The sequence below is a fragment of the Allobosea sp. 10L422 genome, assembly GCF_056395345.1.
Map to the genome: position 1 here is coordinate 128433 of NZ_JBFTJI010000010.1, position 24864 is coordinate 153296.

The 24864-nt window shown below is 65.6% G+C and carries 23 protein-coding genes, 1 tRNA gene and 2 pseudogenes; 13 read left to right on the plus strand and 13 right to left on the minus strand.

The features are described from left to right. Nucleotides 1–140: 140 nt before the first annotated feature. Nucleotides 141–791 carry a hypothetical protein gene (locus AC1DEZ_RS19430; RefSeq protein WP_476780470.1) on the minus strand — a complete coding sequence of 217 codons (651 nt, stop codon included), beginning with the start codon at nucleotides 789–791 and terminating at the stop codon, nucleotides 141–143. A gap of 229 nt (nucleotides 792–1020) precedes the next feature. Then, the gene (locus AC1DEZ_RS19435; RefSeq protein WP_476780471.1) at nucleotides 1021–1245 is read right to left on the minus strand and encodes a DUF1127 domain-containing protein; all 225 of its coding nucleotides are present in this window, start codon (nucleotides 1243–1245) and stop codon (nucleotides 1021–1023) included. Nucleotides 1246–1348: 103 nt separating this feature from the next. Here AC1DEZ_RS19435 and gcvA point away from each other — a divergent pair, with 103 nt between their 5' ends. Further along, a complete protein-coding gene (gene gcvA, locus AC1DEZ_RS19440) occupies nucleotides 1349–2281 on the plus strand; it encodes a transcriptional regulator GcvA (RefSeq protein ID WP_476780472.1) in 933 nt (310 codons plus the stop codon). 116 nt (nucleotides 2282–2397) lie between these two features. Here gcvA and AC1DEZ_RS19445 read toward each other — a convergent pair whose 3' ends face one another. From AC1DEZ_RS19445 to AC1DEZ_RS19460, 4 genes are all read right to left on the minus strand, one after another. Then, nucleotides 2398–2694, minus strand: a complete 297-nt coding sequence (locus AC1DEZ_RS19445; RefSeq protein ID WP_441513988.1) for a hypothetical protein — start codon at nucleotides 2692–2694, stop codon at nucleotides 2398–2400. Between the two features lie 148 nt (nucleotides 2695–2842). Beyond that, nucleotides 2843–3466, minus strand: coding sequence for a TlpA family protein disulfide reductase (locus tag AC1DEZ_RS19450; RefSeq protein ID WP_476780473.1), 624 nt, complete (start codon nucleotides 3464–3466; stop codon nucleotides 2843–2845). A 136-nt stretch (nucleotides 3467–3602) separates the two neighbouring features. Beyond that, nucleotides 3603–4499: a tellurite resistance TerB family protein gene (locus AC1DEZ_RS19455; RefSeq protein ID WP_476780474.1), complete on the minus strand. Its 897-nt coding sequence runs from the start codon at nucleotides 4497–4499 to the stop codon at nucleotides 3603–3605. A 101-nt stretch (nucleotides 4500–4600) separates the two neighbouring features. Next, nucleotides 4601–5071 carry an Lrp/AsnC family transcriptional regulator gene (locus AC1DEZ_RS19460; RefSeq protein WP_476780475.1) on the minus strand — a complete coding sequence of 157 codons (471 nt, stop codon included), beginning with the start codon at nucleotides 5069–5071 and terminating at the stop codon, nucleotides 4601–4603. Nucleotides 5072–5196: 125 nt separating this feature from the next. Between AC1DEZ_RS19460 and hppD the strand changes: the two genes are divergently transcribed. Then, nucleotides 5197–6489: a 4-hydroxyphenylpyruvate dioxygenase gene (gene hppD, locus AC1DEZ_RS19465; protein ID WP_476780476.1), complete on the plus strand. Its 1293-nt coding sequence runs from the start codon at nucleotides 5197–5199 to the stop codon at nucleotides 6487–6489. Here the strand turns inward: hppD and AC1DEZ_RS19470 are convergent. The 3 genes and pseudogenes from AC1DEZ_RS19470 to AC1DEZ_RS19480 form a co-directional block, all read right to left on the minus strand. Then, nucleotides 6435–7208: pseudogene (locus AC1DEZ_RS19470) on the minus strand (AprI/Inh family metalloprotease inhibitor); the annotation flags it as partial. The gene hppD and the pseudogene AC1DEZ_RS19470 overlap by 55 nt on opposite strands. After that, nucleotides 7148–8122 carry a 2-hydroxyacid dehydrogenase gene (locus tag AC1DEZ_RS19475; RefSeq protein ID WP_476780477.1) on the minus strand — a complete coding sequence of 325 codons (975 nt, stop codon included), beginning with the start codon at nucleotides 8120–8122 and terminating at the stop codon, nucleotides 7148–7150. The gene AC1DEZ_RS19475 and the pseudogene AC1DEZ_RS19470, both read right to left, overlap by 61 nt. Before the next feature lie 146 nt (nucleotides 8123–8268). After that, complete coding sequence (locus tag AC1DEZ_RS19480) at nucleotides 8269–9045, minus strand: FadR/GntR family transcriptional regulator (protein WP_476780478.1); 777 nt, start codon at nucleotides 9043–9045, stop codon at nucleotides 8269–8271. Between the two features lie 236 nt (nucleotides 9046–9281). Between AC1DEZ_RS19480 and AC1DEZ_RS19485 the strand changes: the two genes are divergently transcribed. The 5 genes from AC1DEZ_RS19485 to AC1DEZ_RS19505 all read left to right on the plus strand — a co-directional run bounded on the left by AC1DEZ_RS19485 (nucleotide 9282) and on the right by AC1DEZ_RS19505 (nucleotide 14931). Beyond that, on the plus strand, nucleotides 9282–10334 hold the full coding sequence (locus tag AC1DEZ_RS19485; RefSeq protein ID WP_441513996.1) for an ABC transporter ATP-binding protein: 1053 nt from the start codon (nucleotides 9282–9284) through the stop codon (nucleotides 10332–10334). Between the two features lie 225 nt (nucleotides 10335–10559). Beyond that, nucleotides 10560–11864, plus strand: a complete 1305-nt coding sequence (locus tag AC1DEZ_RS19490; protein ID WP_476780479.1) for an ABC transporter substrate-binding protein — start codon at nucleotides 10560–10562, stop codon at nucleotides 11862–11864. A 164-nt stretch (nucleotides 11865–12028) separates the two neighbouring features. Beyond that, nucleotides 12029–12985, plus strand: coding sequence for a carbohydrate ABC transporter permease (locus AC1DEZ_RS19495; protein WP_441513998.1), 957 nt, complete (start codon nucleotides 12029–12031; stop codon nucleotides 12983–12985). After that, nucleotides 12978–13880, plus strand: coding sequence for a carbohydrate ABC transporter permease (locus AC1DEZ_RS19500; RefSeq protein ID WP_476780480.1), 903 nt, complete (start codon nucleotides 12978–12980; stop codon nucleotides 13878–13880). Before AC1DEZ_RS19495 ends, AC1DEZ_RS19500 begins: the two co-directional genes overlap by 8 nt. Before the next feature lie 154 nt (nucleotides 13881–14034). Continuing rightward, nucleotides 14035–14931, plus strand: a complete 897-nt coding sequence (locus AC1DEZ_RS19505; protein WP_476780481.1) for an NAD(P)-dependent oxidoreductase — start codon at nucleotides 14035–14037, stop codon at nucleotides 14929–14931. Nucleotides 14932–15092: 161 nt separating this feature from the next. Here the strand turns inward: AC1DEZ_RS19505 and AC1DEZ_RS19510 are convergent, their stop codons facing one another. Then, complete coding sequence (locus tag AC1DEZ_RS19510; RefSeq protein ID WP_476780482.1) at nucleotides 15093–16169, minus strand: LacI family DNA-binding transcriptional regulator; 1077 nt, start codon at nucleotides 16167–16169, stop codon at nucleotides 15093–15095. 74 nt (nucleotides 16170–16243) lie between these two features. Between AC1DEZ_RS19510 and AC1DEZ_RS19515 the strand changes: the two are divergent. Beyond that, nucleotides 16244–17182 (plus strand): annotated as a pseudogene (locus AC1DEZ_RS19515) (NAD(P)-dependent oxidoreductase); the annotation flags it as partial. 49 nt (nucleotides 17183–17231) lie between these two features. Here the strand turns inward: AC1DEZ_RS19515 and AC1DEZ_RS19520 are convergent. The 3 genes from AC1DEZ_RS19520 to AC1DEZ_RS19530 all read right to left on the minus strand — a co-directional run bounded on the left by AC1DEZ_RS19520 (nucleotide 17232) and on the right by AC1DEZ_RS19530 (nucleotide 19698). Beyond that, nucleotides 17232–17975: an aspartate/glutamate racemase family protein gene (locus tag AC1DEZ_RS19520; protein WP_476780483.1), complete on the minus strand. Its 744-nt coding sequence runs from the start codon at nucleotides 17973–17975 to the stop codon at nucleotides 17232–17234. A gap of 335 nt (nucleotides 17976–18310) precedes the next feature. Next, entirely contained in the window at nucleotides 18311–19186 is an 876-nt protein-coding gene (gene phhA / locus AC1DEZ_RS19525) for a phenylalanine 4-monooxygenase (RefSeq protein ID WP_476780484.1), read from the minus strand. 427 nt (nucleotides 19187–19613) lie between these two features. After that, nucleotides 19614–19698, minus strand: a tRNA-Leu gene (locus AC1DEZ_RS19530). 205 nt (nucleotides 19699–19903) lie between these two features. Here AC1DEZ_RS19530 and AC1DEZ_RS19535 point away from each other — a divergent pair. The 5 genes from AC1DEZ_RS19535 (at nucleotide 19904) to AC1DEZ_RS19555 (ending at nucleotide 24572) form a co-directional block, all read left to right on the plus strand. Further along, nucleotides 19904–20515, plus strand: a complete 612-nt coding sequence (locus AC1DEZ_RS19535) for a YqaA family protein (RefSeq protein WP_476780485.1) — start codon at nucleotides 19904–19906, stop codon at nucleotides 20513–20515. Nucleotides 20516–20523: 8 nt separating this feature from the next. Continuing rightward, complete coding sequence (locus tag AC1DEZ_RS19540; protein WP_476780486.1) at nucleotides 20524–21060, plus strand: disulfide bond formation protein B; 537 nt, start codon at nucleotides 20524–20526, stop codon at nucleotides 21058–21060. A 190-nt stretch (nucleotides 21061–21250) separates the two neighbouring features. After that, nucleotides 21251–22639: an NfeD family protein gene (locus AC1DEZ_RS19545; protein ID WP_476780487.1), complete on the plus strand. Its 1389-nt coding sequence runs from the start codon at nucleotides 21251–21253 to the stop codon at nucleotides 22637–22639. After that, complete coding sequence (locus AC1DEZ_RS19550) at nucleotides 22636–23433, plus strand: slipin family protein (RefSeq protein ID WP_441514007.1); 798 nt, start codon at nucleotides 22636–22638, stop codon at nucleotides 23431–23433. The genes AC1DEZ_RS19545 and AC1DEZ_RS19550 overlap by 4 nt, the downstream gene beginning before the upstream one ends. A 284-nt stretch (nucleotides 23434–23717) precedes the next feature. Then, nucleotides 23718–24572: a DNA-binding protein gene (locus AC1DEZ_RS19555; protein WP_476780488.1), complete on the plus strand. Its 855-nt coding sequence runs from the start codon at nucleotides 23718–23720 to the stop codon at nucleotides 24570–24572. Nucleotides 24573–24864: the final 292 nt, after the last annotated feature.

The window sequence follows — 24864 nt, forward strand, 5'->3', positions numbered from 1 at the left end:
TTCGACCTATTTCATGAAAAACCACAACAGTATGATGATGGGGATTGGAACGCCCACAAGCCACAGGATGATCGAACGCATTTGCAGCCCCTCATTGAAAGGATGATGCTGCGGCAACGCCTGCGGAGGGAGGAAGGTTCCTATTCGCCCGCAAGCGGGCAGGAAGCCAGGGCCGCGGCGCTCGGGTGCCAGACCGGGCTATAGCCTTCCCTTAGGGCCGCCAGCGTGGCGGGTGGCGTGAGGACCGTTGCAGGCCCCCGCGGGCGAGGTCGAGGCGAAAGGTAGCCCGCCGGCGACCAGAGCAAAGCGGTGTCTCCGCGCAACGCCAGAAACGCTCCTTCGCTCTCGGAGCGCAGCACTGCGCCGTCCGGCAGCTCTTCCGCCGGAAGCCGGTGCATCCGCTTGACCCGACCGATCCGGCGATCGGCATCGAGGATGCGGTCGATCTCCGGGAAGAGCGGCGTCTCTGTCAGCCCGAGCCCCTTCACCAACGCATCGCGATAGGCGAGGGCATCGCGGCGGCGGCACTCCATGCAGGGGCGGTGGCCGGCGGCGAGCGCCGTCACCTCGTCGCAGAAGAAGAGCTCGGTGTAGCCGCGGCCCCAGACCTTCCGGCGCCGCTCCTTGAATGAGAGAACGCAGCAGAGCCAATGCTGCGTCGCCTGAATGCGCGCGGGTGCCTCGCGCCGGTCGGGATCGTGGAAGCGGCCGCCGCGATTGCCGAAGAACAGTCCACGCGCCGGATCGGCGAACAGCGTGCCGTCAGGCCTGACGCGATTGGGCAGCGGCATGGCCGATCTCCGTTGCGAGCGTGCGGGCATGCTTAAGCCTCGGCGCGTCAGATCGTGTCAGCGACGTCGATCGTAACAGCTTCCCCTCAATCCGCCGAAGGAGACAGAGCCTCCGCGAAGGGCCGAGCGACGACCTCGCGCAGGAAAGAAAAGGGACCGGCGGTCTTTGTCGACCTCCAGTCCCCACTAGGTTCCGTTCTGGCCCGCCTGCTTTCGCTCCGGCGGCTCCTCACGCGGCTCCGACTGTCCGGCTGGCATCCGCATTGACGCGCTCGACGTCGCTGCGCGACAGGCCGAGATCGGAGAGGGCCCTGTCGTCCATGGCATAGAGCGTGCGGGCGCTGCTCCTGGCATCGAGCCAGGCCTCGACCTGCAACAACAGCGCCAGGGCGCGGCTGCTCGGCCTGCGGGCGGCGGAGAAGGAAAGTCCTGCTATGGCTGGGCTGGCGAACATGGCGCGCCTCACGAGTGATCTGGTTGCCCGCGAATCTGCGCCTTGCCTGGGAAGCAAGCAAATGCGAAGTTCTTCGCCTTGCCCAAGCTGGACTTGGCCGGACATGAGCCGCCGACACCTTCCGCCACTGGCTTCCCTGCGCGCCTTCGAAGCTGCCGCCCGGCATCGCAACTTCGAGAAGGCAGGAGACGAGCTCGCGGTCACGGCCAGCGCCGTCGGCCAGCATGTGCGGTCGCTCGAGACCTGGCTGCGGCGCCCGCTCTTCAACCGGCTGCCGAGCAAGGGTGTCGCCTTGACCGAGGTCGGCGAACGCTATGCGGCGACGATTTCGCAGGTGCTCGACCAACTCAACGAAGCCACGGCCAGAGCCCTGAGGCCGGAAGCGCCGAATGCGCTCACGGTCAGCACCCTGCCGAGTTTCGCCCTGAACTGGCTGATCCCAAGGCTCGGCTCGCTGAAGGAGCGCGAACCCAATCTGGAGGTGCGGGTCGAGATCTCGGTGGGGCTGACGGATTTCGCCCGTGAGAATGTCGATGTCGCCATCCGCCTCGGCCGCGGCGGCTATCCGGGGCTGCAGACGGATCTCCTGATGGAGGAGAATTTCTTTCCCGTCTGCAGCGCCGCGCTGCTCGGCGATTCCGAGCGGCCGCTGCGCGAGCCCACGGATCTGCGCCATCATACCTTGCTGCACGAGATTCCGGAGGGCATCCCCGATTTCGTGACATGGCCGCTCTGGCTCGCAGCCGTCGGCGCGACGGAGGTCGATGCGACCCGGGGCCCGCGCTTCTCGCACACCTTCCTGGCATTGCAGGCCGCCGCGTCAGGGCAGGGGGTGGCGCTCGCCACCAATGTCCTGATCGGTGATTATCTCGATGCCGGCCGCCTGGTCCGGCCGTTCCCGCATCAGGTCAAGGGGCCGCACCAATACTATCTGGTCTGCCCGGAGGCCTCGGCGCAGCGGCCGGCGATCGCTGCTTTCCGCAGGTGGATCCGCGACGAAGCTGCGGCCCATGTGGCGCTCGGCACCGGGCCATGAGCATGGGCGCCGTGTCAGCGTCACGGACGGCGCCCGACACCAGCCAAGACGCAAGAAAAAAAGCCCCTCGGTGAGAGGCTTCAGTCTGGTCTCGATAACTCAGGGGCGCCGAAGGCTCAGTAGTAGCCGCAGACCCGGCGGTAGCCGATGACGTTGCCCCAGCGGTCGAAACGCTCGACCAGATCACAGGAGCGGACGGGAGCGGCATAGTAGCCGTGGCCATAAGCCGGGCGAGTGGCGGAGGCGATGATGGCGCCCGCGGCGAGCGCGCCAACCACACCGGCTCCGACGCCCCAGCCACCGTAGCCATAGCCCCAGCGCGGGCGCGCCTCGGCGCCGGAGGCGATGAAGAAGGTGGTGGCCAGGGTCGCGGCCGCGAGGGTGGCGGTCAGCGTCTTGCGGAACGTCGTCATGCTCGTCTCTCCCGACTGGTGCGAGAGCGAACTGCTCGCCCTCCATGCCGATTGGTCGCGGGACTGAGCAGGGAGGTTCAATGGCGGCGGCGATTATTTTATCGGGTCCGATCCGCGGGAATGCGGAAGTCCTGTTTTCATTGGCAAATCAGCCCGCCGCTCTCGCGTAGAAGCGCAGCAATTTCAGCCCCTCAGGGCTGTCCCAATCCGCTTCGCCGACGAGATAGCCGACGCTGCGCGCTTCATGATCAAGCACGTAGGTCATCGGCATGCCGTAGAGGGCGAATGGCGTTGGCTGGGTCGATTTCGGTCCGGAAGCCACCGTGCCGGCGGCATCGATGAAGGTCGAGAGGTCGGCAAGCCCAAGGCGCTTGAGATAGGCGGTGACGGTCGCTGCCGATTTGTCCAACGATACCGGGAGGACGACGAAGGGCTCATGCGCTGCTCTTGCCTGCAGGCGCCGCAGGATTGGCAGCTCGCGCCGGCAGGGCGGGCACCAGCTCGCCCAGAAGTTCAGGAGAATGGCCTTGCCGCGATAGGCCAAGAGAGGCTTGCTCTTGCCGGCAAGGTCGGTGAGCGCGAGGGAGCCGGCATCCTCCGGCGGATCGAGCTGCACGAATTGCGAGGCGGGTCCGGCAAAGAGCGGTGGCTGCGCCAGAGCGGGCACGGAGGCCATCGGCGAGAGCAGCGTCAGGGCGAGGGCTTGGCGGCGCGTCGGCGAGGGGGCGGCGTCCGGCTTCGGGGCCGGTCCGCCGTTCTTGGTATCAGACATGGCCCCGCACCTAGCAGCAGGGGACGCGGAAGTGGAGCTGCCGCGGCCTCCAGCTCGCGAGGCTGTGATGCCATCAGCCGACTTGCGCGATGGGCGCGAAAGCCGGCTGTGGTGCCTGTGGTCTGCTTTGCCCGGTTCAGACCTTGGCGGCGCTGGCGGCAGCGTCGATATTGGCGACGAGCTCGGCGTCCAGCCCCAGCGAGCCGGCGAGGCCGGCCAGAAAGTCCTTCTCGGGCGCAGTGTCCGGATTGATGGCGACACGCGCAGCCGTATAGATCTGCGCGGCCAATTCCGGGCTTTCGGCGGCTTCGACGAGCTCGTCGATCGTGGCAGGCTTGGCGAGTTCCCGCGCCAGCCAGGCATGCGTGTCCTGATCGAGGCTGGCTTCCTTGAGGCCGCCGAGAATCGCATCGCGTTCTTCGGTGTCGATATGGCCATCAGTCGCCGCTGCCGCGATCATGGCGCGGACGAGGACGAGGGCGGTCGCTTCGCTCGCCGCCTGCGGCTCGAAGCCGGTTCCGGCGGGGGCGGGCAGCAACTCCTGCTCGCGGCTGTCGAGCACGGGCTTGCCGGCCTGATAGTTCTGGTAGGCCTTGTAGGCGAGGCCGCCGATCAGAGCGAGGCCGCCGAGCTTGGCTGCCGAGCCGGCGACGGAGCGACCGGTGCTGGTGCCGAAGACGAGCGCACCGAGACCGCCGAGCACGGCCGTTGCGAGGGCAGGGTTGCTGTTGAACAGGCCCTTCGCCTGCTCGATGAGCTGGTCGGGTGTCTTGCCGCCGGTGATCCGGCCGAGCGCATCATTCGCGCCCTGCTGCACGCCGGTCTGGCGCGCGGCGTCACCGACGCCCTGGCTTGCCTGGGTCAGGATCTGCCCGGCGAGCCCGCCGAGCCCGCCCGAGCGCTGCACCTGCTCCGCGAGGCCGCCGAGCATGCCGCCGAGACCGCCCTGCTGGCCCGCCTGCTGTCCTGCCTGTGCGCCTGCCTGGCTGCCCGCGCTGATCAGGGCATCAAGCAGCGATTTGGCATTGAACATCGAAGTCCTCCTGTCGTGGCCGCAGGGGAATGCCGTGCGGTCGGGATCGATCAGCCGCATGAAAGCGGCCTGACGAAGGCGCAGTTTGCACAAGCGCCGCGCTATGTCATCGGCAGCGGCAAGAGCCCCGGTTCCTTCAGTGTTTCGAGCGCGATCTCGGAGCGGACGCGCGCCACGCTCTCATGCGGCATCAGGATTTCATTGACGAGCCGGGCGAGCGCCTTGAGGTCGCCGACCGCCACTTTCAGCAGGTAATCGGCCTCTCCGGTGAGGGCATGCGCTTCGAGGATCGCCGGGGTGAGCCTGACGAGATCGCGGAAGCGGCGCGCATTGTCGCGTGAATGGGTGTCGAGCGCGACATGGATGAAGACGATGACGCCGAGCCCGACGGCAGCCGGCTCCAGGGCTGCGCGGTAGCCGCGGATCACCCCGTCCTGCTCGAGGCGCTGGCGGCGGCGCGAAATCTGGCTGGCGGACAGGCCGATCTGTTCCGCGAGCGTGGCATTGGTCAGCGAAGCATCCCGCTGCAGGGCGTCGAGAAGCCGCCAGTCGAGGGTGTCGAGCGTGGTCATATCATGCGCCATTTCGCCGGTGGGCGCATGGATGATGCATCATTTACTCGGCGGCGTACAGATTTGCACGCCCCTTGCCTCCCTTCTGCGTGACCATGTGCTCACAACAGAACAGGAGGAATGCCATGGGTCCCTTTCCGCACGATGCGGCTCCGCCGGAAATTTCCGATGCGAATCCGATGGGCACGGACGGCTTCGAGTTCGTCGAGTTCGCCCATCCCGAGCCTGAGAAGCTCGGCGCCCTGTTCGAGACGATGGGCTTCCGCCCGGTCGCCCGCCATCGCTCGAAGCAGGTGACGCTCTATCGTCAGGGCGACGTCAATTTCGTCGTCAATGCCGAGCCCGATTCCTTCGCCCAGGCCTTCGCCGCCGAGCACGGCCCCTGCGCCTGCGCAATGGCCTTCCGGGTGGTCGATGCCAAGCATGCCTTCGAGCGGGCCGTCTCGCTCGGCGCAGAGCCCTATGAGAGCACGATCGGGCCGGGCGAACTCGCGATTCCCGCGGTGCGCGGCATCGGCGGCTCTCTGCTCTATTTCGTCGATCGCTACGGCGAGAAGGGCTCGATCTGGGATGTCGATTTCGAGTGGATCGGAGAACAGGACCCGCATCCCGAGCAGGCTGGGCTCTATTATCTCGATCATCTCACCCATAACGTCCATCGCGGGCGCATGGATCATTGGGCCGGCTGGTACGGCAAGCTGTTCAATTTCCGCGAGATTCGCTTCTTCAACATCGAGGGCAAACTGACCGGCCTGATCTCGCGGGCGCTGACCTCGCCCTGCGGCAAGATCCGCATTCCGATCAACGAGTCGCTCGACGACAAGAGCCAGATCGAGGAGTATCTGCGCCTCTACAAGGGCGAGGGCATCCAGCATGTCGCGATGGGCGCGCGCGATATCTATGCCAGCGTCGAGCAATTGCGCCGCAACGGCCTGCCTTTCATGCCGTCGCCGCCGGACACTTACTACGAGAAGGTCAATGCGCGCGTGCCGAACCATGGCGAGCCGGTCGAGCGGCTGAAGGCCGACGGCATTCTGATCGACGGCGAAGGCGCTGTCGCGCTTGGCGAGAAAGCTGGCCGGATGAGCAAGGTGCTGCTGCAGATCTTCTCGGGCACCGTCCTCGGACCGATCTTCTTCGAATTCATCCAGCGCAAGGGCGATGACGGCTTCGGAGAAGGCAATTTCCGCGCCCTGTTCGAGTCGATCGAAGAGGACCAGATTCGCCGCGGCGTGCTCAAGCCCGCGGACGCGGCAGCTTCGCGCGAGCTTTCGCCGCGCGGCATGTCTCATGGGACGAGCTTGCGCATCAGGAGGGGCGCGCCGACTGGGGGGTCCTTGCGCCACTGGCCATTCTCGAAAATCAGATCGGTGCCGTGGCCGCGGCGGGCGACGAGCGTGAGCCTGCCGCCGGCATAACGCCAGCCGGCGGGGTCGAAGATCGTGAGTCCCGTATCCTGGCAGGCGCCCTCCAGCGCTGCGGGGGCCTGTCCGCCGGCTGATGGCGGCGACAGGACGAGCCGACAAGCCTCCCGGTTCTGCTGGCGCATCAGGACGTAGCGCCCCGGCAATGTTTCTATCGCAGGGGCTTTTGCGGGATCGACGATGGTCGGCCGCTGGGCCGCTGACGCAAGGGCGGAGGGGGAATTGGCGGGCGCGGCGGCTGCTACGCGCGGATGGTCCTTGGAGAGCAGCCGATAGGCCTTGCCGTCGCCGCCCTTCCCGTCGAGTCCTGCTTCGGGGGAGCCCTTCTGGAAACCGACGAGTTCCTTGCCGCCGGCGTCGAGCAGCTGTGGCTGGCCGTTCGCCGCCAATGCCCATCCCCTTGCATCGTCTAGAATCGGCAGAGCGCGCCGGCAGGTGGCCGGGAAGCGCAGCTGGCGCGCGTTGCCGGAGGCGTCCGCACCGAGCGTGATCGTGCAGCTACGGGTCGCGCCGGCCAGTTCAAGGTCCCAGGCGCCGAGCCAGCGGCGGATCGCGTCCGGGGCTTTGCCGGCGCCGCGCGGAAGCGGCGCCGGCTGGGCGGCGGCCGGCAGGGCGCCGGCGCCAAGGAGGAATAGCGGCAGAAGCCGGCGAATCAGGCCTTTTTCCATGGGGTCTCCGGCACGGGCGTCAGCGGACCCTTGCCATCGAACCATGAAACGAGATTGTCGACCAGAAGCTGGCCCATGGCCTCACGGGTATGGACAGAGGCCGAGCCGACATGGGGCAGCAGCACGGCATGCTCGATCGCGATCAGCTCGGCCGGCACACGCGGCTCGTCCTCGAAGACGTCGAGGCCAGCGGAGAGGATGGTCTTGTCCTGCAGCGCCTTGATCAGGGCCTGCTCGTCGATGACGGTGCCGCGGCCGACATTGACGACGATGCCGTTGGGACCCAGCGCCTTCAGTACCTCGGCATTGATGATGTGATGCGTCGAGGTGCCCCCTGGCGCGACCGAGATCAGCGTGTCGACGTCAGCTGCCATCTCCACCAGCGAAGGATAGTAGCGATAGGGCACATCCTCCTGGCGCGAGCGGCCGTGATAGACGACCGGCAGGCCGAAGGCTTCGATGCGATGCGCCACGGCCTTGCCGATACGGCCGAGGCCGACGATGCCGACCTTGCGTCCGCGCAGCGACGTCGTGAGCGGATAGTTGCCCTTCAGCCATTTGCCCTCGCGCAGATAGCGATCGACCTGCGGGAGCTGACGCACGGTCGAGAGCAGGAGGCCGATCGCGAGATCGGCGACCTCGTCGGTCAGCACGTCGGGCGTGTTGGTGACGACAAGGCCGCGGCGGCCGGCCTCGGCTGCGTCGACATGGTCGTAGCCGACGCCGAAGCTCGAGGCGATCTCGAGCTTGGGAAGCGCATCGAACAGCGCGCCATCGACGCGGTTATGGCCGCCGCCGGCCGCGACGCCGCGTACGCGGCCGGAAACCTCGCGGAGCAGAGCGGCGCGATCAGACGCATTCCACAGCTCATGGACGGTGAAGCGGGCCTTCAACTGATCGGCAGCATAGGCCATCAGCGGGCCCGTCTGGATGATTTCGGGCTTGGAGGAGACTGTCATCGTCACATTGTCCGTAGGGCTGGAAGGAATGTTGATTCGCTGCTTCTGAATCGATTAAAATGAGACTACGCTGCCCGGCGTTGCATTGTAGCGACGCCTTTGCATGAGCGGTACCCGATGACGCCTCGCGCCGGAGCGCGAGGCGCTTATTTAGTATGCTTTATTCGCATGATTTTTCCCGTCTCGGTGGCGTAATGCGTGCCGAGCGAGGCGAGAGTCGTGTTCAGGCTATCGATGACGAGCCCGGCCATCCGGGCGGAGGCGAGGTCGCCGTCGCGGTCGATGATGGCGAGCAGGACATGTTCGTGGTCGGGGAGCGACTCGATATAGGCTTGCTCGTCGCCGGTCTTGAGCAGCATCGACCATTGCAGCGTCGCGATGACGGCGCTGGCGAGGCATTGCAGCGGGGCATTCTGTGCGGCTGCAAAGATCGCTTCGTGGAAGGCCAGGTCGGCGCGGATGGTCGCCTCGGCATAGGGCCGGCCGTCGACCATGCCGCGATAGGCGGCCTCGATCCGGGCGATGTCGGCGGAGGTCCGGCGCTGGGCGGCGAGGCGGGCCGCGCTGGGCTCGACGAAGCGGCGCAACTCGAAGAGATCGCGAATGAAACGCTCGTTCGGGTCCGCTTCGAAATGCCAGGACAGGACATCGGGGTCGAGCAGATTCCAGCGCTCGCGCGGCGCGGCGCGGGTGCCGCTCTTCGGGCGCGCCTCGACCAGTCCCTTGGCGGTCAGGATCTTGACCGCCTCGCGATAGGCGGTGCGGGAAACCGAGATGTCCGAGCGCAGGTCATCCTCGTTGGGCAGGACCTCGCCAGCCTTGATGCGGCCGGTGATGACAGCGACCGCGAGCTTCTGCGCGACCTGGCCGAAGAGCCGGTCCGGGTTAAGCGTCGTCGGACGCGAGAAGTCGCGCACGCGCATGTCAGGGCCTCCCTTTGCAGTCTCGCCGCAGCCTCGCTTCCGAGGCACGGCGCTGACCATGGCGGCGCTTGACACGCCCGCTTCTATCGTATGACTTTATCGCAGACTGGAGCGGACACAATCGCCCGAAGCAGGCGAGGTCCGCTTTCATCATTCGGTCATCAGAAGCCGATTGTGGTCGTGACGCCTGGACGACGGGCTGTGCGACGAGGGAACGGAAAGCAGGGAAGGACGGCATGGCTTCAGTCCAGATCGCCGATGTACGCAAGGCCTACGGGTCGACGCAGGTCATCCACGGCGTCGACATCGACATCAACGACGGCGAATTCGTCATCCTTGTCGGCCCCTCGGGCTGCGGAAAGTCGACGCTGCTGCGCATGATCGCGGGACTCGAGAATATTTCGGGCGGCGAGATCCGGATCGGACCGCGCGTGGTGAACGACGTGCCCCCGAAGGAGCGCGACATCGCCATGGTGTTCCAGAACTATGCGCTCTATCCGCATATGACGGTCGCCGACAACATGGCCTTCTCGATGAAGCTCCGGAAGGCGCCGAAGAGCGAGATCGACGAGCGCGTCAACAAGGCTGCCCAGATCCTTGGCCTGAACAAGTTGCTGGACCGTTATCCGCGCCAGCTCTCGGGCGGTCAGCGGCAGCGCGTCGCCATGGGCCGCGCCATCGTCCGCGACCCGCAGGTCTTCCTGTTCGACGAGCCGCTCTCGAACCTCGACGCCAAGCTTCGCGTTCAGATGCGCACCGAGATCAAGGAGCTGCATCAGCGCCTCAAGACCACGACGGTCTACGTCACGCACGACCAGATCGAGGCCATGACCATGGCCGACAAGATCGTGGTGATGCATGACGGTATCGTCGAGCAGATGGGCGCGCCGCTCGATCTCTACGACAATCCGGCGAACCTGTTCGTCGCGGCTTTCATCGGCTCGCCGTCGATGAACCTGCTCAAGGGCAAGATCACGGGCAATGGCTTCGAGACCGAAGGCGGAGTCGTCTGGCCGATCGGCCAGCATCCGGCGAATTCCGACGGGCGCGCGGCTGTTTTGGGCATCCGCCCGGAGCACTTCCAGCTCGACCCGAATGGCCTGAAGGCCGAGGTCGCGGTTGTCGAACCGATGGGGTCGGAGACGCAGGTCGTCGTCCGCTGCGGCGGGCAGGATCTGACCTGCATCTTCCGTGAGCGCATCACAGCCAAACCGGGCGAAACCATCGGGATCACGCCCGATACCAGCGTGACGCATCTCTTCGACGCTGCGACCGGCAAGCGCCTCTAGAGTTCGCGCCATTCGGGCCGCGCAACGGCCCGGGCGGACCACGCGTCCTCTGGCACGCGTTCAGAGCCGGCGCCGGGCAGGCTGACGCGCTCCGGCCGGTGCCGCCTCTCAGAAATTCGCCGCCCATTGGATCGGGCGGTGGATAATGGCTGTTCAGTGCCCATAATCGATGCAGGACGGAGGTCCCATGTAGGCCTCCGCCGCACCCACGGAGGAGACGGTTTCATGAGCATTTCCAGAAGAGACGTATTGATCGGCGGCGCCGGGCTTGCAGCCGGGGCAACGCTGCCGCTCGCGCCGGCGATCGCGCAGGCCAATATCGAGCAGGGGGCGACGCTGCGCGTGCTGCGCCCCACCAAATTCGTCGATCCCGACCAGGCGATCTTCAACGAGAATACCGAAGCCTTCACCAAGGCGACGGGCGTGCCCGTCCGCGTCGACTATGCCGGCTGGGAGGATTTGCGCCCGCAGACCGCGGTGACCGCCAATACCGGCGCCGGCCCCGACGTCGTGGTCGGCTGGGCCGACGACCCGCACATCTTCTCGGACAAGCTGATCGACCTCACTGGCATCGCCGAGGATCTCGGCAAGAAATATGGCGGCTGGTACCCGATCGCCGAGAAATACGGCAAGAAGGACAAGACCAACCAGTGGATCTCGATCCCGATGGGTGCTTCCGGCGCGCCGGCGGTCTATCGTGAATCCTGGGTCAAGGAAGCGGGCTTCGACACCTTCCCGAAGGATCTCGACGGCTTCCTCAATCTCTGCCGCAAGCTCAAGGCGAACGGCCATCCCGCCGGCTTCGCGCTCGGCAACGCGGTGGGTGACGGCAACGCCTTCTGCAACTGGCTCGTCTGGACCCATGGCGGCTACATGGTCGACGAGAACAACAAGGTCGCAATCAATTCGAAGGAGACGATCGCGGCGCTGAAATATGCCAAGGCTCTCTACGAGACCTTCATCCCCGGCACGCTCTCCTGGCTCGACATCAGCAACAACAAGGCGCTGACGGCGGGCGAGATCGGCGTCACCCAGAACGGCGTCTCGCTCTATTTCTCGATCAAGAACTCGAAGGACGAGAAGACCGCCGCGATCGCCAAGGATCTGAACCACGCGACCATGCCGGTCGGCCCGTTCGGGCGTCCGTCTGAGCCGGCGCTGGTGATCAACGCCATGGCGTTCAAGCACACCAAATTCCCGAACGCGGCCAAGGAATATCTCCGCTTCATGATGGAGAAGGAGCAGTACGACAAGTGGCTGACCGGCTGCTACGGCTACTGGACGCAGCCGCTGAAGGCTTATGCCGAGAGCAAGGTCTGGTCGGCCGATCCCAAGATCCTGGTCTATCGCGACACCTGGGAACGGGCGCTGTGGAGCGGCTACAAGGGCTCGATCAACGAGGCCGCCGGCACGGTCAACGCCGAATATGTCGTCGTCCAGATGGTCGCCTCCGTCTGCGCCGGCCAGGCGACGCCTGAGGAAGCCGCCGCGGAAGCCGAGCGCCGCGCCAAGCGCTACTACCGGACCTGATCCGGCCCTCTCAAGGCCGCCGGCTCGTCCGGCGGCCGACGGGATCGTCGCGCGTCCGATCGGCGACAGCGACGGCCTCTTGAGTTCTTATCGCATCGGATGTTTCCGAAGAGTGGATTCCCCTTTTCGGTCGATGCAACTGCCGACCCGAACGCGAGGGCGCCATGGCCATAGCTGCCGCCGAATCGCGAACCGTCCACAGCCTGCAGCAAAACTGGCTGGTGCGTCTGTTCGACTACAAACCGTTCCTGATCTTCCTCTGCCTGCTGCCCGCGGCCGGGTTCCTGCTCGTCTTCCTGAGCTACCCGCTGGGGCTGGGCATCTGGCTCGCCTTCACCGATACGCGCATCGGCCGCGCCGGCCATTTCATCGGCTTCGAGAATTTCCAATCGCTCTGGTACGACCGGGTGTTCATCACCGCGGTCTGGAATACGCTGCTCTATACGGGGGTGGCGACGATCGGGAAATTCGCGCTCGGCCTGTGGCTGGCGCTGCTGCTCAACAACCATCTGCCGATGAAGTCGCTGCTGCGGGCGATCATCCTGATTCCGTGGATCGTGCCGACGGTGCTCTCGGCCATCGCCTTCTGGTGGATCTACGATCCGCAGTTCTCGATCATCTCCTATGTGCTGGTCGACGTGCTCGGCTGGCGCGACACCTATATCGACTTCCTCGGCCAGCCCTGGCCGGCGCGGTTCTCGCTGATCGCCGCGAATATCTGGCGCGGCATCCCCTTCGTCGCGATCTCGCTTCTCGCCGGCCTGCAGACCATTTCGCCGGCGCTGTACGAGGCGGCGATGCTCGACGGCGCCAATGCCTGGCAGCGCTTCCGGCACGTGACCTTCCCGATGCTGATGCCAATCCTGGCGATCGTGCTTACCTTCTCGGTGCTGTTCACCTTCACCGATTTCCAGCTCGTCTACGCCATCACCCGCGGCGGGCCGGTCAACGCCACGCATCTGATGGCGACGCTCGCCTTCCAGCGCGGCATCCCCGGCGGCCAGCTAGGCGAGGGCGCGGCGATCGCGGTGGCGATGATCCCGTTCCTCGTGATGGCGACGCTGTTCAGCTATTTCGGCCTTGCCCGGCGCAAGTGGCAGCAGGGGGAAGACAATGACTGATCAAGCCCTCGGCGCGCGTCCGCAGCTCAAGGACAAGGAGCGTGAAGGCGTCATCGACTGGTCGTCCGGCCCGCGGCGCTTCATCATGCTCTATTTGCCGCTGTCGCTCTTCCTGCTGGTGTTGCTGTTCCCGTTCTACTGGATGGCGATCACCGCGATCAAACCGAACGCGGAGCTGCTCGACTACAAGAACAACAACCCGTTCTGGGTGAAGTCGCCGACGCTCGAGAACATCAACAGGTTGCTGTTCCAGACCGATTATCCGCAGTGGCTCTGGACCACGATGATGGTCGCGGCGGTGGCGACGGCGCTCTCGCTGTTCTCCAGCGTGCTTGCCGCCTATGCGATCCAGCGGCTGCGGTTCAGGGGTTCGCAATATGTGGGCTTGGCGATCTATCTCGCCTATCTCGTGCCGCCCTCGATCCTGTTCATCCCGCTCGCGACTTTGATCTTCCAGTTCGGCCTGTTCGACTCGCCCCTCGCGCTGATCCTGACCTATCCGACCTTCCTGATTCCGTTCTGCACCTGGCTCCTGATCGGCTATTTCAAGTCGATCCCCTACGAGCTTGAGGAATGCGCGATGATCGACGGGGCGACGCGGTTGCAGACCTTGTGGCGCATCACCTTGCCGCTCGCCATGCCCGGCCTGATCTCGGCCGGCATCTTCGCCTTCACCCTGTCCTGGAACGAGTTCATCTATGCGCTCGCCTTCATCCAGTCGGCGGAGAAGAAGACGGTGCCGGTCGCGGTTTTGACTCAGCTCGTCGAGGGCGACGTCTACCATTGGGGCTCGCTGATGGCCGGTGCGCTGCTCGGCTCGATTCCCGTGGCGATCCTCTATTCCTTCTTCGTCGACTACTACGTTGCGTCGATGACCGGTGCGGTGAAGGAATAGGCTCTGTAGAATCAGGATCGGGTCACGCCCTGGCTGGCCGTCATGGTCGGGCTTGTCCCGACTATCCACGTCGTTCTTCGGCGAGGCCGGTGTTCAAGACGTGGATGCTCGCCACAAGGGCGAGCATGACGGTGGAGCCCACCAGAGGATTGTTATGACGATTTCCAGCATCGCCTTCATCGGGCTCGGCGCGATGGGCGCACCGATGGCCGAGAACCTGGTCAAGCGGCAGTTCCGCGTGACCGGCTTCGACATGCGGGACGCGGCCCGGGAGGCGCTTGCCGCGGCTGGGGGGCAGGCCGCGGAGAGTGCAGCCGACGCAGCCAAAGGTGCCGATGCGCTCGTGCTCATGGTGGTCAATGCCGCTCAGGCGCGTTCCGTGCTGTTCGAGGCCGGGGCGCTCGCGGCGCTGGCGCCGGATGCGACGGTGATCCTGATGGCGACCTGCCCGCCGGGCGAGGCGGAAGCAATTGCGGCAGAGGTCACGAAGACCGGCCGACATTTCATCGATGCACCGGTCTCCGGCGGCGTCAAAGGCGCGCAGGGCGGGACGCTGACGATCATGGTCGGCGCGGCGCCCGAAGGCTTCGCGCGGGCCAAGCCGGTGCTCGATGCGCTCGGCGACAAGGTCTTCCATGTCGGTGACAAGCCGGGGCAGGGCGCGACGGTGAAGACCGTCAACCAGCTCCTCTGCGGCGTCCATATCGCGGTGGCGGCCGAGGCGCTGTCGCTGGCCGAGAAGGCCGGCATCGACGGGCGGCTGCTGTTCGAGATCATGGGTGGCTCGGCAGCCTCCTCCTGGATGCTCCGGGATCGCGGGCCGCGCATGCACGAGCCCGATCCGGCCGTCGCCAGCGCCGTCGACATCTTCGTCAAGGATCTCGGCATCGTGCTCGATGCCGGGCGCGCGGCCAAGACGGCGCTGCCGCTCGCGGCCGCCGCGCATCAGATGTTCCTCGCGGCCTCCGGCCTCGGCCATGGCGGGCGCGACGATTCGCAGGTGGTCAGAGCCTATCGCGCGCTCAACGCCAAACCTGCCAACGATGCCTGAACGGTGTTGATCCGGTGGTCGAAGACTTCAGCCCTCATCCTGAGGAGCCTCGCAGCGGCGTCTCGAGGGATGCTCCGGGAGGCTCTGGAGACATCTCGCCCATCCTTCGAGACGCGCTTCTGCGAAGCGCTCCTCGGAGTGAGGGCTCGAGGGGGGAGGACCTAGCGCGGTGGGCAGGTCGTACCGCGGACGATCAGCGCCGGGGTCAGCAGCAGGCGCTGGGTCGGCGCAGCGGGATCGGCGATGCGGTTCAGCAGGAACTCCGCCGATTTGGCGCCCATGTCGTTCTGGAAATTGAAGACAGTTGTGAGAGCGGGGAACCACTGCGCCGCCTCCTTCACGTCGTCGCAGCCGACGATCGAGAAATCACGCCCGGCTTCGAGCCCGCGATGACGCAGGCCGAGCATGGCGCCGAAGGCGGCGAGGTCGTTCATGCAGACCGCCGCGCTCGGCGGGTTAGCGGCGTCGAGCACCTTGAGGATGCCCTGATGGCCGGTTTCGCGGGTGCCGAAGTCGAAATGGACCAGCGCCGGATCAAGCGGCAGGCCGGCACGGGCCAATGCCTCGCGATAGCCGGCGTAGCGGTTGCGCCCGGTCGAGATGCTCTCATTCGCGCAGAGGAAGGCGATGCGGCGGTGGCCGAGGCCGATGAGATGTTCCATCGCCAGGGTGGTGCCGTGCCGGTCGTCGGAGCCGACGAAATCGAGATCGATCCCGGCAACCTCGCGCGAGAGCTGCACGATCGGGACGCCGGCATCGATCAGCGGCGCCAGACTCTCGGCCGTGCTGCCGCCGGCCGAGCAGAGGATCATGCCGTCGGGGCGGTATTCGGCGAGGCTGCCGAGCACGCGCGCCTGTTTCTCGATATCTTCCGCATAGGTGCCGAGCAGGATCGAGCGGCCATGGCGGCCTGCCGTTTCCTCGATCGCAGCCAGCAGTTCGGCGAAATAGGGGTTGGTGATGTCGTGAAAGACGACGCCGATGATGTTGGTCCGGTCGGTGCGCAGCGAGGCGGCGCTGCGGTTGTAGCTGTAGCCCATCGAGCGGGCGATCTCGCGTACGCGCTCGCGCGTTGCCTCGGCGACAAGCGGCGAGCCGCGCAGAGCCAGCGAGACCGTCGCGGTCGAGACCGAGAGGTGGTCGGCGATGCTCTGCAGGGTGACACGGCTGCGACCGGCCATGCCCGCCGGGTTGGGGCTTCTGGTCCGGCTGGTCTCGGGCGGGCCGTCGGCAGTCATGTCTCGTCCACTGTGAGTGCTGACCTCGCGATCGCCGGCGAGTCGGGCCGTTTTCTTCACGTTCCGTTTCATCTCAACCATATCAGCGGGAGAATTTGAAGATGACTGCAACCAAAGAGTCGGTGGGCTTCATCGGCGTCGGCCTGATGGGGCAGGGCATGGCCCGCAATCTGGTCGACAAGGGCTTCCCGCTCACCGTGATCGGGCACCGCAACCGCAAGCCGGTCGAGGAACTGGTCGCGGCCGGTGCAGTGGAGGCGAAGACGCCGAAGGAGCTCGCTGCGCGCTCCTCCATCATCTTCCTGTGCGTCACAGGCTCGGCCCAGGTCGAGGCGGTGGTGAAGGGCGATAACGGCATCATGGCGGGGGCCAAGCCGGGCACCGTGATCGTCGATTGCTCGACATCTGACCCAACGGTGACGGTGCGGCTTGCTGCTGAGCTGGAGGCGAAGGGCTTGCATCTCGCCGATGCGCCCCTCGGCGGCACCCCGGCTCAGGCGGCACAGGGACAGCTTTCTGCGATGGTCGGCGCCGCGCCGGAGATCTTCGCCCGGATCAAGCCCGCCTGCGAGGCCTGGGCGCAGAAAATCGTGCATCTCGGGCCTGTCGGCGACGGGCACAAGATGAAGCTGATCAACAACTTCCTCTCGCTGGGCTATGCGGCGATCTACGCGGAGGCGCTGACGCTCGGCCAGAAAATCGGGATCACGCCGCAGACCTTCGACAGCGTGCTGCGCGGCAGCCGCATGGATTGCGGCTTCTACCAGACCTTCATGAAATACGTGCTGGAGCGCGACCGCGACGCCCACAAGTTCACACTCAGCAACGCCCTGAAGGATGTGCGCTATCTGGAGAGCGTGGCCAACGATGCAGGCATCGCCAACCCGATCGGCAACGCCGTCAAGAACAGCTATGCGGCGGCGGTGGCGAGCGGGCACGGGGAGGACTATGTGCCGATGCTCTCCGACTGGATCGCCGGGCTCAACGGTGTCTCGCTTGCCGGCAAGGGTTGAGCGAGGACAACGGGGCGTCCGGGGATTGTGCGGGCGCCTCGATCGGGTGTCAGGGCTGCGCCAGCAGGCGGGCCAGGCCGTCGGACAGGCCGGTGCTGGCGACGGGGGCGGGCAAGGCGAGGTCGCCGCTCCCGGGCTTGCGCAAGGGCTGCTCCAGCGCGTCCAATAGCGTCCGGACGCCCGCTTCGGCCGAGCAGATCACGGGGATGTCGACATGCGGCTGCACCCGTGCGGCAAGACCGGCGAGGCCGGCGCCGCCGAGGATGACCGCGCCGGCGCCATCACGCCGCGCCACAAGGCGGCAGGCCTCGGCCAGCATGGCGATGGAGCCGTCCGGGTCGCGGGCGATGTCGGCGCCGGTGGGCGCGACGGTCTCGACGGCGGCAAGGCGCCCGCCGAGGCCGATCGAGCCGACGAACTCCCGCAGCATCGGCCCCCAGCGCTCCCCGCCGGTGACGATGGCGAAGCGCTCGGCCTTCTGCGCCGCGAGGCGGCTGCTGGCTTCGGCCATGCCGATGACGGGAACGCGCGCCATCTCCTTGAGCGCGAGTAGGCCGGGATCGCCGAAGCAGGCGAGGTAGACACCATCGCAGCCATGGCCGTGCTCGGCGAAGGCCTCGAGCGCGGCATGGGCCGCCACGACGCTGGCGCTGCGGCTGGCAATGTAATGCGCGCCGAAGCGTCCGGTCACCGGCACCATCGTCGTATCCGGCGGCAGATAGGGCTCGATGACCCGCGCGACCAGGGCCGTCATTTCCGGCATCGTGTTGGGATTGATCACGAGAATGCGCAAAGCGACTGGTTCCCGATTTTCGAAGCGGCAGAGCGCGCTCCGGCGAGAGGGCAAGTCTCATCGGTAACGCCTCATCCATGCCATGAAGGAGCGCGGTTTCCCGCGCAAGAGCCGTCTGTTGTCGTGCGAGGCGGAAGCCGCTCGAACGAAGGCCCGTCGGCGCTGCGAACGCTACGCCAGGCAGGACGCTCGCCCGTCGCTCGCACTGCGCGGCGTTGTCCGGGCAAAGGGGCGCGTGCGAATGGTGACGACGATCGGATTGGCCGGCCCCTGCGGTCCTCCGTGCGAGGCGCAATGGCTGATGCTGCATTCTCTCGACAGCGACAAGCCCAAACTCACTTCAGCTTGGTCTTCGTGGCCGGGAATTCGCGCCAGAAATGGCCGGTCCCCTGTCGGAGGACCACATCCTGCGGCAGGATTTCGAAGGGCGTATGGGCCGGCAGGGCGCGCAGCTCCTCGAAACGGGTGGTGAAATCCTCGCTCCTGAGCAGCTCGAACAGATCCTCGAAGCGGTCGATGACGAAATAGGTCGCCTGGAAATCGTCGATGTAATAGCCGGTGCGCAGCACGCGCTCGAGATCGAAGGCCAGCTGGTGGGCGGAAGGGTCGTCCACCACATATTTCGCCTCGCCGAAGGACGAGACGATGCCGGCGCCGTAGATGCGGACGCCCTCGGGCTTGCGGATCAGCCCGAATTCGATGGTGTACCAGTTGAGGCGCGCGAGGAACTTCACGCCCTTGGTCTCGACGGCGACGAGCCCGATGCGGCCATATTCGTTCATGTAGTCGGCATAGGCGGGATTGGTCAGCAGCGGCACGTGGCCGAAGACATCGTGGAAGATGTCGGGCTCCTCCAGATAGTCGAGCTGCTCGCGGCTGCGGATGAAGGTGCCGGCCGGAAACTGGCGGTTGGCCAGCATCTGGAAGAAGGGACGCGACGGGATGAGCCCCGGCACCGCCACCACCTCCCATCCGGTCAATCGCCGCAGCCGCTCGTTCATGCGCGCGAAATTCGGCACGCCCTCGGGGCCGATGCCCAGCGCGGCGAGGCCGTCGAGATATTCCTGGCACACATGGCCTCTCAGGGTGCGCTGCTGGCGCTCGAACAGCATGCGCCAGATCGCGTGGTCCTCGGGGGTGTACCGCTCCCAGCCCTGGTCGATGATACAGTCCTCGACCGTCTGTGCGGTCAAAAGAGCATGTCCCGACATCGCCTTCTCTCCTCAGAGCCGGCCCTGAGTTCCGGCTGTGACGCTCTGCATGGCCATAACGAACGACATGGCCTCGCAGATCCCGCAGCGTCGTCAGCGAACCACAATACTCTCGCTAGGGCCGGGCGCGAAGAACGTGAATTGAAGATCGCCGACGGAGGGAACTCTGTATTGGCCGGGGCGACTTGGATCGGAGCTAGCGCCCTAGCCGCCCAAGGCATCCGCATCAGTTGATCGAGCCGGGGCCCGTCGAGATGACGATCCATACGCGGCACGAACCCGTCTCGGCGGCAGATGCTGGCCTGTGCTCATCAGAGGCCAACATCTTCTCGCGCCCATCGACGAACGCCAGAGAAGGCCGGAAAAGCCAAAGGCCCGCCAAACCGGCGGGTCGAAGCGCTTTTCGATTGTCTGCGAAGCAGATTTTTGGTGCCCCTGGCCGGGATCGAACCAGCACTCCTTGCGGAACTCGATTTTGAGTCGAGCGCGTCTACCAATTCCGCCACAGGGGCCCATGCAGGCGGGCGGACTATACCGATCGGCCGATGCCGGTCAATCGGTGGAACGGCAGCAGCGACAGGTTTCAGTGCGCTGTGCTCTGAAGGTCGCGGAGTGTTTCACGCACGGCTCTTGCAAGGATGGCACACCGGTGCCGCGACAATCCTCCCGGAGCGCGCGGGCCGTTGCGTCACGCGCCGCCCCATGGTCTAGAGCGCCATGCTCAAGCGCCTCTACGAATGGACCATGTCGCTCGCGGCCCGGCCGCGCGCCGAGCTCTGGCTGGCCATCGTCGCCTTCGTCGAGAGCTCGTTCTTCCTGATCCCGGCCGATGTGCTGTTCGTGCCGATGGCTCTGGCGCGGCCGCAGCGGGCCTACCGGCTGGCCTTCATCGCGACGCTGTTCTCGGTGCTCGGCGGCATCGCCGGTTATGCGCTGGGGTACTACGCCTTCGAGGCGCTGGCGAAGCCGGTGCTCGCTTTCTACGGCAAGCTTGACGCCTTCGAGACCCTGCGCGCCTGCGCAGGCCCGGACATGACGCTCATCCTGCTGACGACCTCGGGTCTGGCGCATCTGCCGCCGATCAAGGTCGTGACGATCCTGGCCGGCGCGGTCCATATCGGCCTCGCCTTCTTCGTCATCTCCTGCGTGCTGGCGCGCGGGGCGCGCTTCTTCGCCTTGGCGTTGTTGCTGCGTCGTTATGGCGTCTCGATCCGGCACTTCATCGAACGTCGCCTGAAAGTGATCGCGGTCCTCGGCGCCGCCGTGCTGATCGTGCTTTATTTCGGCCTCAAGCTCGTTGCAGGTTCGGGCCAGCTGCTTTCCTGCTGAGCCCTGCCATGACCGCCTCTTCAGCCATTGCGTCCCCCGATCCCCGCCGGTTGCTCACCCTGCCGCGGCTGATCGCGCTGATCGGGCTTGCGAGCCTTGCCCTGATCGGAGGAGCCTGGTTCTTCGAGCTGGTCATCCATCTGCAGCCCTGCAAACTATGCCTCGAGCAACGCGTGCCGCACTATGCCGCCATCGGCCTGGCGCTGGCCGCGCTGGTGCTCGCGCGTTCGCCGCTGCTGCAGTGGATTGCTCTGCTGGGACTTGCGGGCCTGATGGCCTGGAGCACAGGGCTCGGCGTTTATCACGCGGGTGTCGAATGGGGCTGGTTCGTCGGGCCGAATGATTGCGGGGGCGCGGCGCCAGCCGCAGCGGGGATGCAGGATTTCATGAAGCAACTGCAGACGGCCCGGATCGTCGCCTGCTCGGAAGCGGCATGGCGTTTCCTCGGCCTGTCGCTTGCGGGCTGGAATGCGCTCGTCTCGGCCGGGCTGTTCGCGCTCGCAATCTTCGGGCTGCTGCGCGGCAAGGCGGTCGGCGCTCCCTAGATCGCTCCGCTCGATCTGCTAGATCCTTGCGAATCGGGCGCCGGTCACTCGCCCGCGGTCGCGAGCCGAATGGGCGAAGGTGTCCAAGGGCGCAATCTCCTGGCAGGAGAGGTCGTGATCTCCGCCGCTGTCGCCGACGTCATGGACTTCGCTGGAATCGAGCCCATATAGATTCCACGGAGTTCTGACCGTGAGACTCGTGCGGGTGGCCCTTTTTGCAGCGGCCGTCTTAGCCGCAGCGGTTCCTTCTTCCTTTTCGCCGGCCCGAACGGCGGCGGAACGGGTCGCGTTGAGCATCTCGATCGACGGCGCGATCGGTCCGGGAAGCGCGCGCCAGCTCAAGGAAGCGCTGAGCGTTGCGGCCAGGCGCAATGCCGAAGTCCTCATCCTCCAATTGGACACGCCCGGCGGCCTGGTCACGTCGATGCGCGAGATGATCGCCGACATCCTGGCCTCGCCCGTTCCCGTCATCGGCTATGTCGCGCCGGCGGGCGGCCATGCGGCGAGTGCGGGGACCTATATCCTCTACGCCACCCATGTCGCGGCGATGGCGCCCGGCACCAATATCGGGGCTGCCACCCCGGTGGAGATGGGCGGGCTACCCTCGCTCCCCGGCGGCGAGAAGGATAACGGCCCGGGCGGCAACGGGAAGGACGCTGGCGGGCGACCGGCCGGCGACGCGATGCTCGCCAAGGTGACCAATGACGCGGTGGCGCTGATCCGCTCGCTCGCCGAATTGCGCGGACGCAACGGCGATTGGGGCGAAAAGGCCGTGCGCGAGGCGGCGAGCCTGTCGGCCAGCGCGGCGCTCGACCAGCATGTCATCGACTTCGTCGCTCGCGACACGACCGAGCTTCTGCAACTGGCCGATGGCCGCACCGTCGACGTTGCCGGCAAGAAGGAAGTGCTGGCCACCAAGGGCCTAGCCGTCGAGACGCTCGAGCCGGACTGGTTCACCCAGCTTCTCTCCGTCATCACCAATCCGAACATCGCCGTCGTCCTGATGCTGGTCGGCGTCTACGGTCTCGTCTTCGAGTTCATCAGCCCCGGCGCGGTGGCGCCGGGCGTGGTCGGCGCCACCTGCCTGCTGCTTGGCCTCTACGCGCTCGATCTGCTGCCGATCAACTATACCGGGCTCGCGCTGATGCTGCTCGGCGTCGCCCTTCTCATCATGGAAGCCTTCAATCCGACGGCCGTGCTCGGGCTCGGTGGCGCGGCCGCCTTTCTGTTCGGTGCGACCATGCTGCTCCAGGTCGAGGGTCCGGGCTTCGCCATATCCTGGGCGATCATCGGCCCCGCTGCGGCGGTGACGCTGGGGCTCGCGCTGCTGGCCGGCACCTATGTCTGGGCGGCGCGGCGCAACCCGCCCCGCGTCGGCGGCGAGGCGATGCGCGGGCTTGCCGTGGACATCCTCGACTGGGACGGCCGCGAAGGCCATGTGCTGGCGCTCGGCGAACGCTGGCGGGCGAGAGCGAACGAGCCCATCACGCCCGGGGACAGCGCCGAGGTGACCGCGGTCCGCGACCTCGTCCTGACCGTCCGGCGGCGCGATGCGGCGAACGATGGAGCACGACGATGACGACGATGGTCGGTTACGTGGCCTATCTGATCATTGCGCTGCTGGCGGCCTTCTTTCTGTCGGCGGCGATCCGCATCCTGAGAGAATATGAGCGCGGCGTGGTCTTCACGCTCGGTCGCTTCACGGGGGTCATGGGGCCGGGCCTCATCATCCTCGTGCCTTTCGTCCAGCAGATGGTGCGCGTGGACCTGCGCGTCGTGGTGCAGGACGTGCCTCCGCAAGACGTCATCTCACGCGACAACGTCTCGGTGAAGGTCAATGCCGTGCTCTATTTCCGCATCGTCGATGCCGAGCGCGCGATCATCCAGGTCGAGGATTTCATGACCGCCACCAACCAGCTGGCCCAGACCACGCTGCGCTCGGTGCTCGGCAAGCACGAACTCGACGAGATGCTGGCCGAGCGCGACAGGCTCAACAGCGACATCCAGGAGATTCTCGACCAGCGCACCGATGCCTGGGGCATCAAGGTATCCAATGTCGAGATCAAGCATGTCGACCTCAACGAAAGCATGGTCCGCGCCATCGCCAAGCAGGCCGAGGCGGAGCGGCTGCGGCGCGCCAAGGTCATCAACGCCGACGGGGAGCAGCAGGCCGCGGCAAAACTGGTCGAAGCCGGCCACATGCTGGCAGCGGAGCCGCAAGCCATGCAGCTGCGCTATTTCGAGGCCCTGCATGACATCGCGGGCGAGCGCTCCTCGACGGTGGTGTTCCCGCTGCCGGTGGATCTGTTGAGTCAATTCCTCAAGCAGCCGGCAGGTGAAGGCGGGCATACGACAAACGCCCCCGGTGGCTAGGCATACAGCTGCTGTGCCGCACCCCATAAGTGAGCAGCGCTAACCGTCTAAGTCATTGATATTTGGTCGCCACTTACGCTCATAACTTTGTCGCATTACACCCCAAAAGGGCGAAACCGACTGGGATTTGCACCCCATAAGGCGTAAGCTCAGATTCAATCCGAAGCGAGCGCGCCAGCGCGACGAAAATGGGCTGCTAATCGCGCTATAAGGCGCCCACTCCACAGCTGATCAATCCCGCCTTCACATTTTGATGGCATCGATTGCTCGCTTTGGAGGAGCCTATGCCTACGAGAGAAGACGTTTTCCGTGTCGCCGATGAGATGCGAAAGGAAGCGGTGAGGATTTCGATCCGAAGTGTTCGAAAGAGGCTGACGAACGGCGGCTCCTACCGCTCAATCGGGGAGCACCTTGCCGATTGGAAGATCGAGCGCTGCTATCAGCCAGCTCTGGAGACCCCCGAGCTTCCGGAGGCCCTGCGACGTCAGTTGGCGACGTTGGGCAAGACACTTTGGGACGAGGCAGTGAAGGAGGCGGCTCGGCAATTCAATTCCGAGCGAAGCCGCATCGAAGGTATCCGGTCAGAAAACGAACGGCTGCGGGATGAGGGCCTTGTCATCGCGGATCTTGCCGAGGCGCGCATTCAGGATGCAGAGCGTCGAGCTGAGCAGTTGGCGTGCGAGTTGGCCGTGGCCCGCGCAAAAATCGAGCAATTAACTGGCCGAAATGGTGTTACCAGCGGCAGCTCTACAGAGCTTCAACTCAGCGATCGCGAAGTTGTGCCTGAAGCGAGCAAGGCACCCGAGGAGGCGGCGGAAGGTAACAGCAACGAGCGCAAAACGCTTGATGCCGCGGCGAGGCGTCGCGCGGCGAACGAGTTCTGGGATCGCGTGATGATTGAGATTCAGGCTCTGATGCTACGTCTGTCGCAGGAAAGGCAGGAGGCATTCCTCCCAGCTGAGCTGGTGATTTATCTCCCGCAGCATCTTCTCGATGAGGCGGTCGCGCGTCATGAAAATCTGAACGCGAGTGTTCTCTCCAGTCGAATGACGACCAGGGCGAAGCACAGGAGGTTTTTTGTGAAGGAGCCGGATCGCGCGGCTTTCAGGCTTCTGGAAGGGTATCAGCACTTTGGGTAGTGGGTAACAGGTAACGCAGCGATTTCCTGTTACCTCAAGCGGCCGCCGATGCGTGCAGCCAGAAAGACGAGAGAGTGGCACGCGACATTCAAACGACAGCCGGCCTAGCGCAAACTGGTCGAGAGCCCGCCATGATGGCGGCTGGAGAGGAGCAGCGCGAAAGCTCTTGGTATCTCAATGTAGCCGAGCGCTTCCTCGCGGATATCGAAATTCGCCATAGCCTCGGTTAGCTCCTCGAACTCCCGCTCGCTGTCTGAGCCCCGCGAGGACGAGAGGAGCTGAGCGGCTCGCA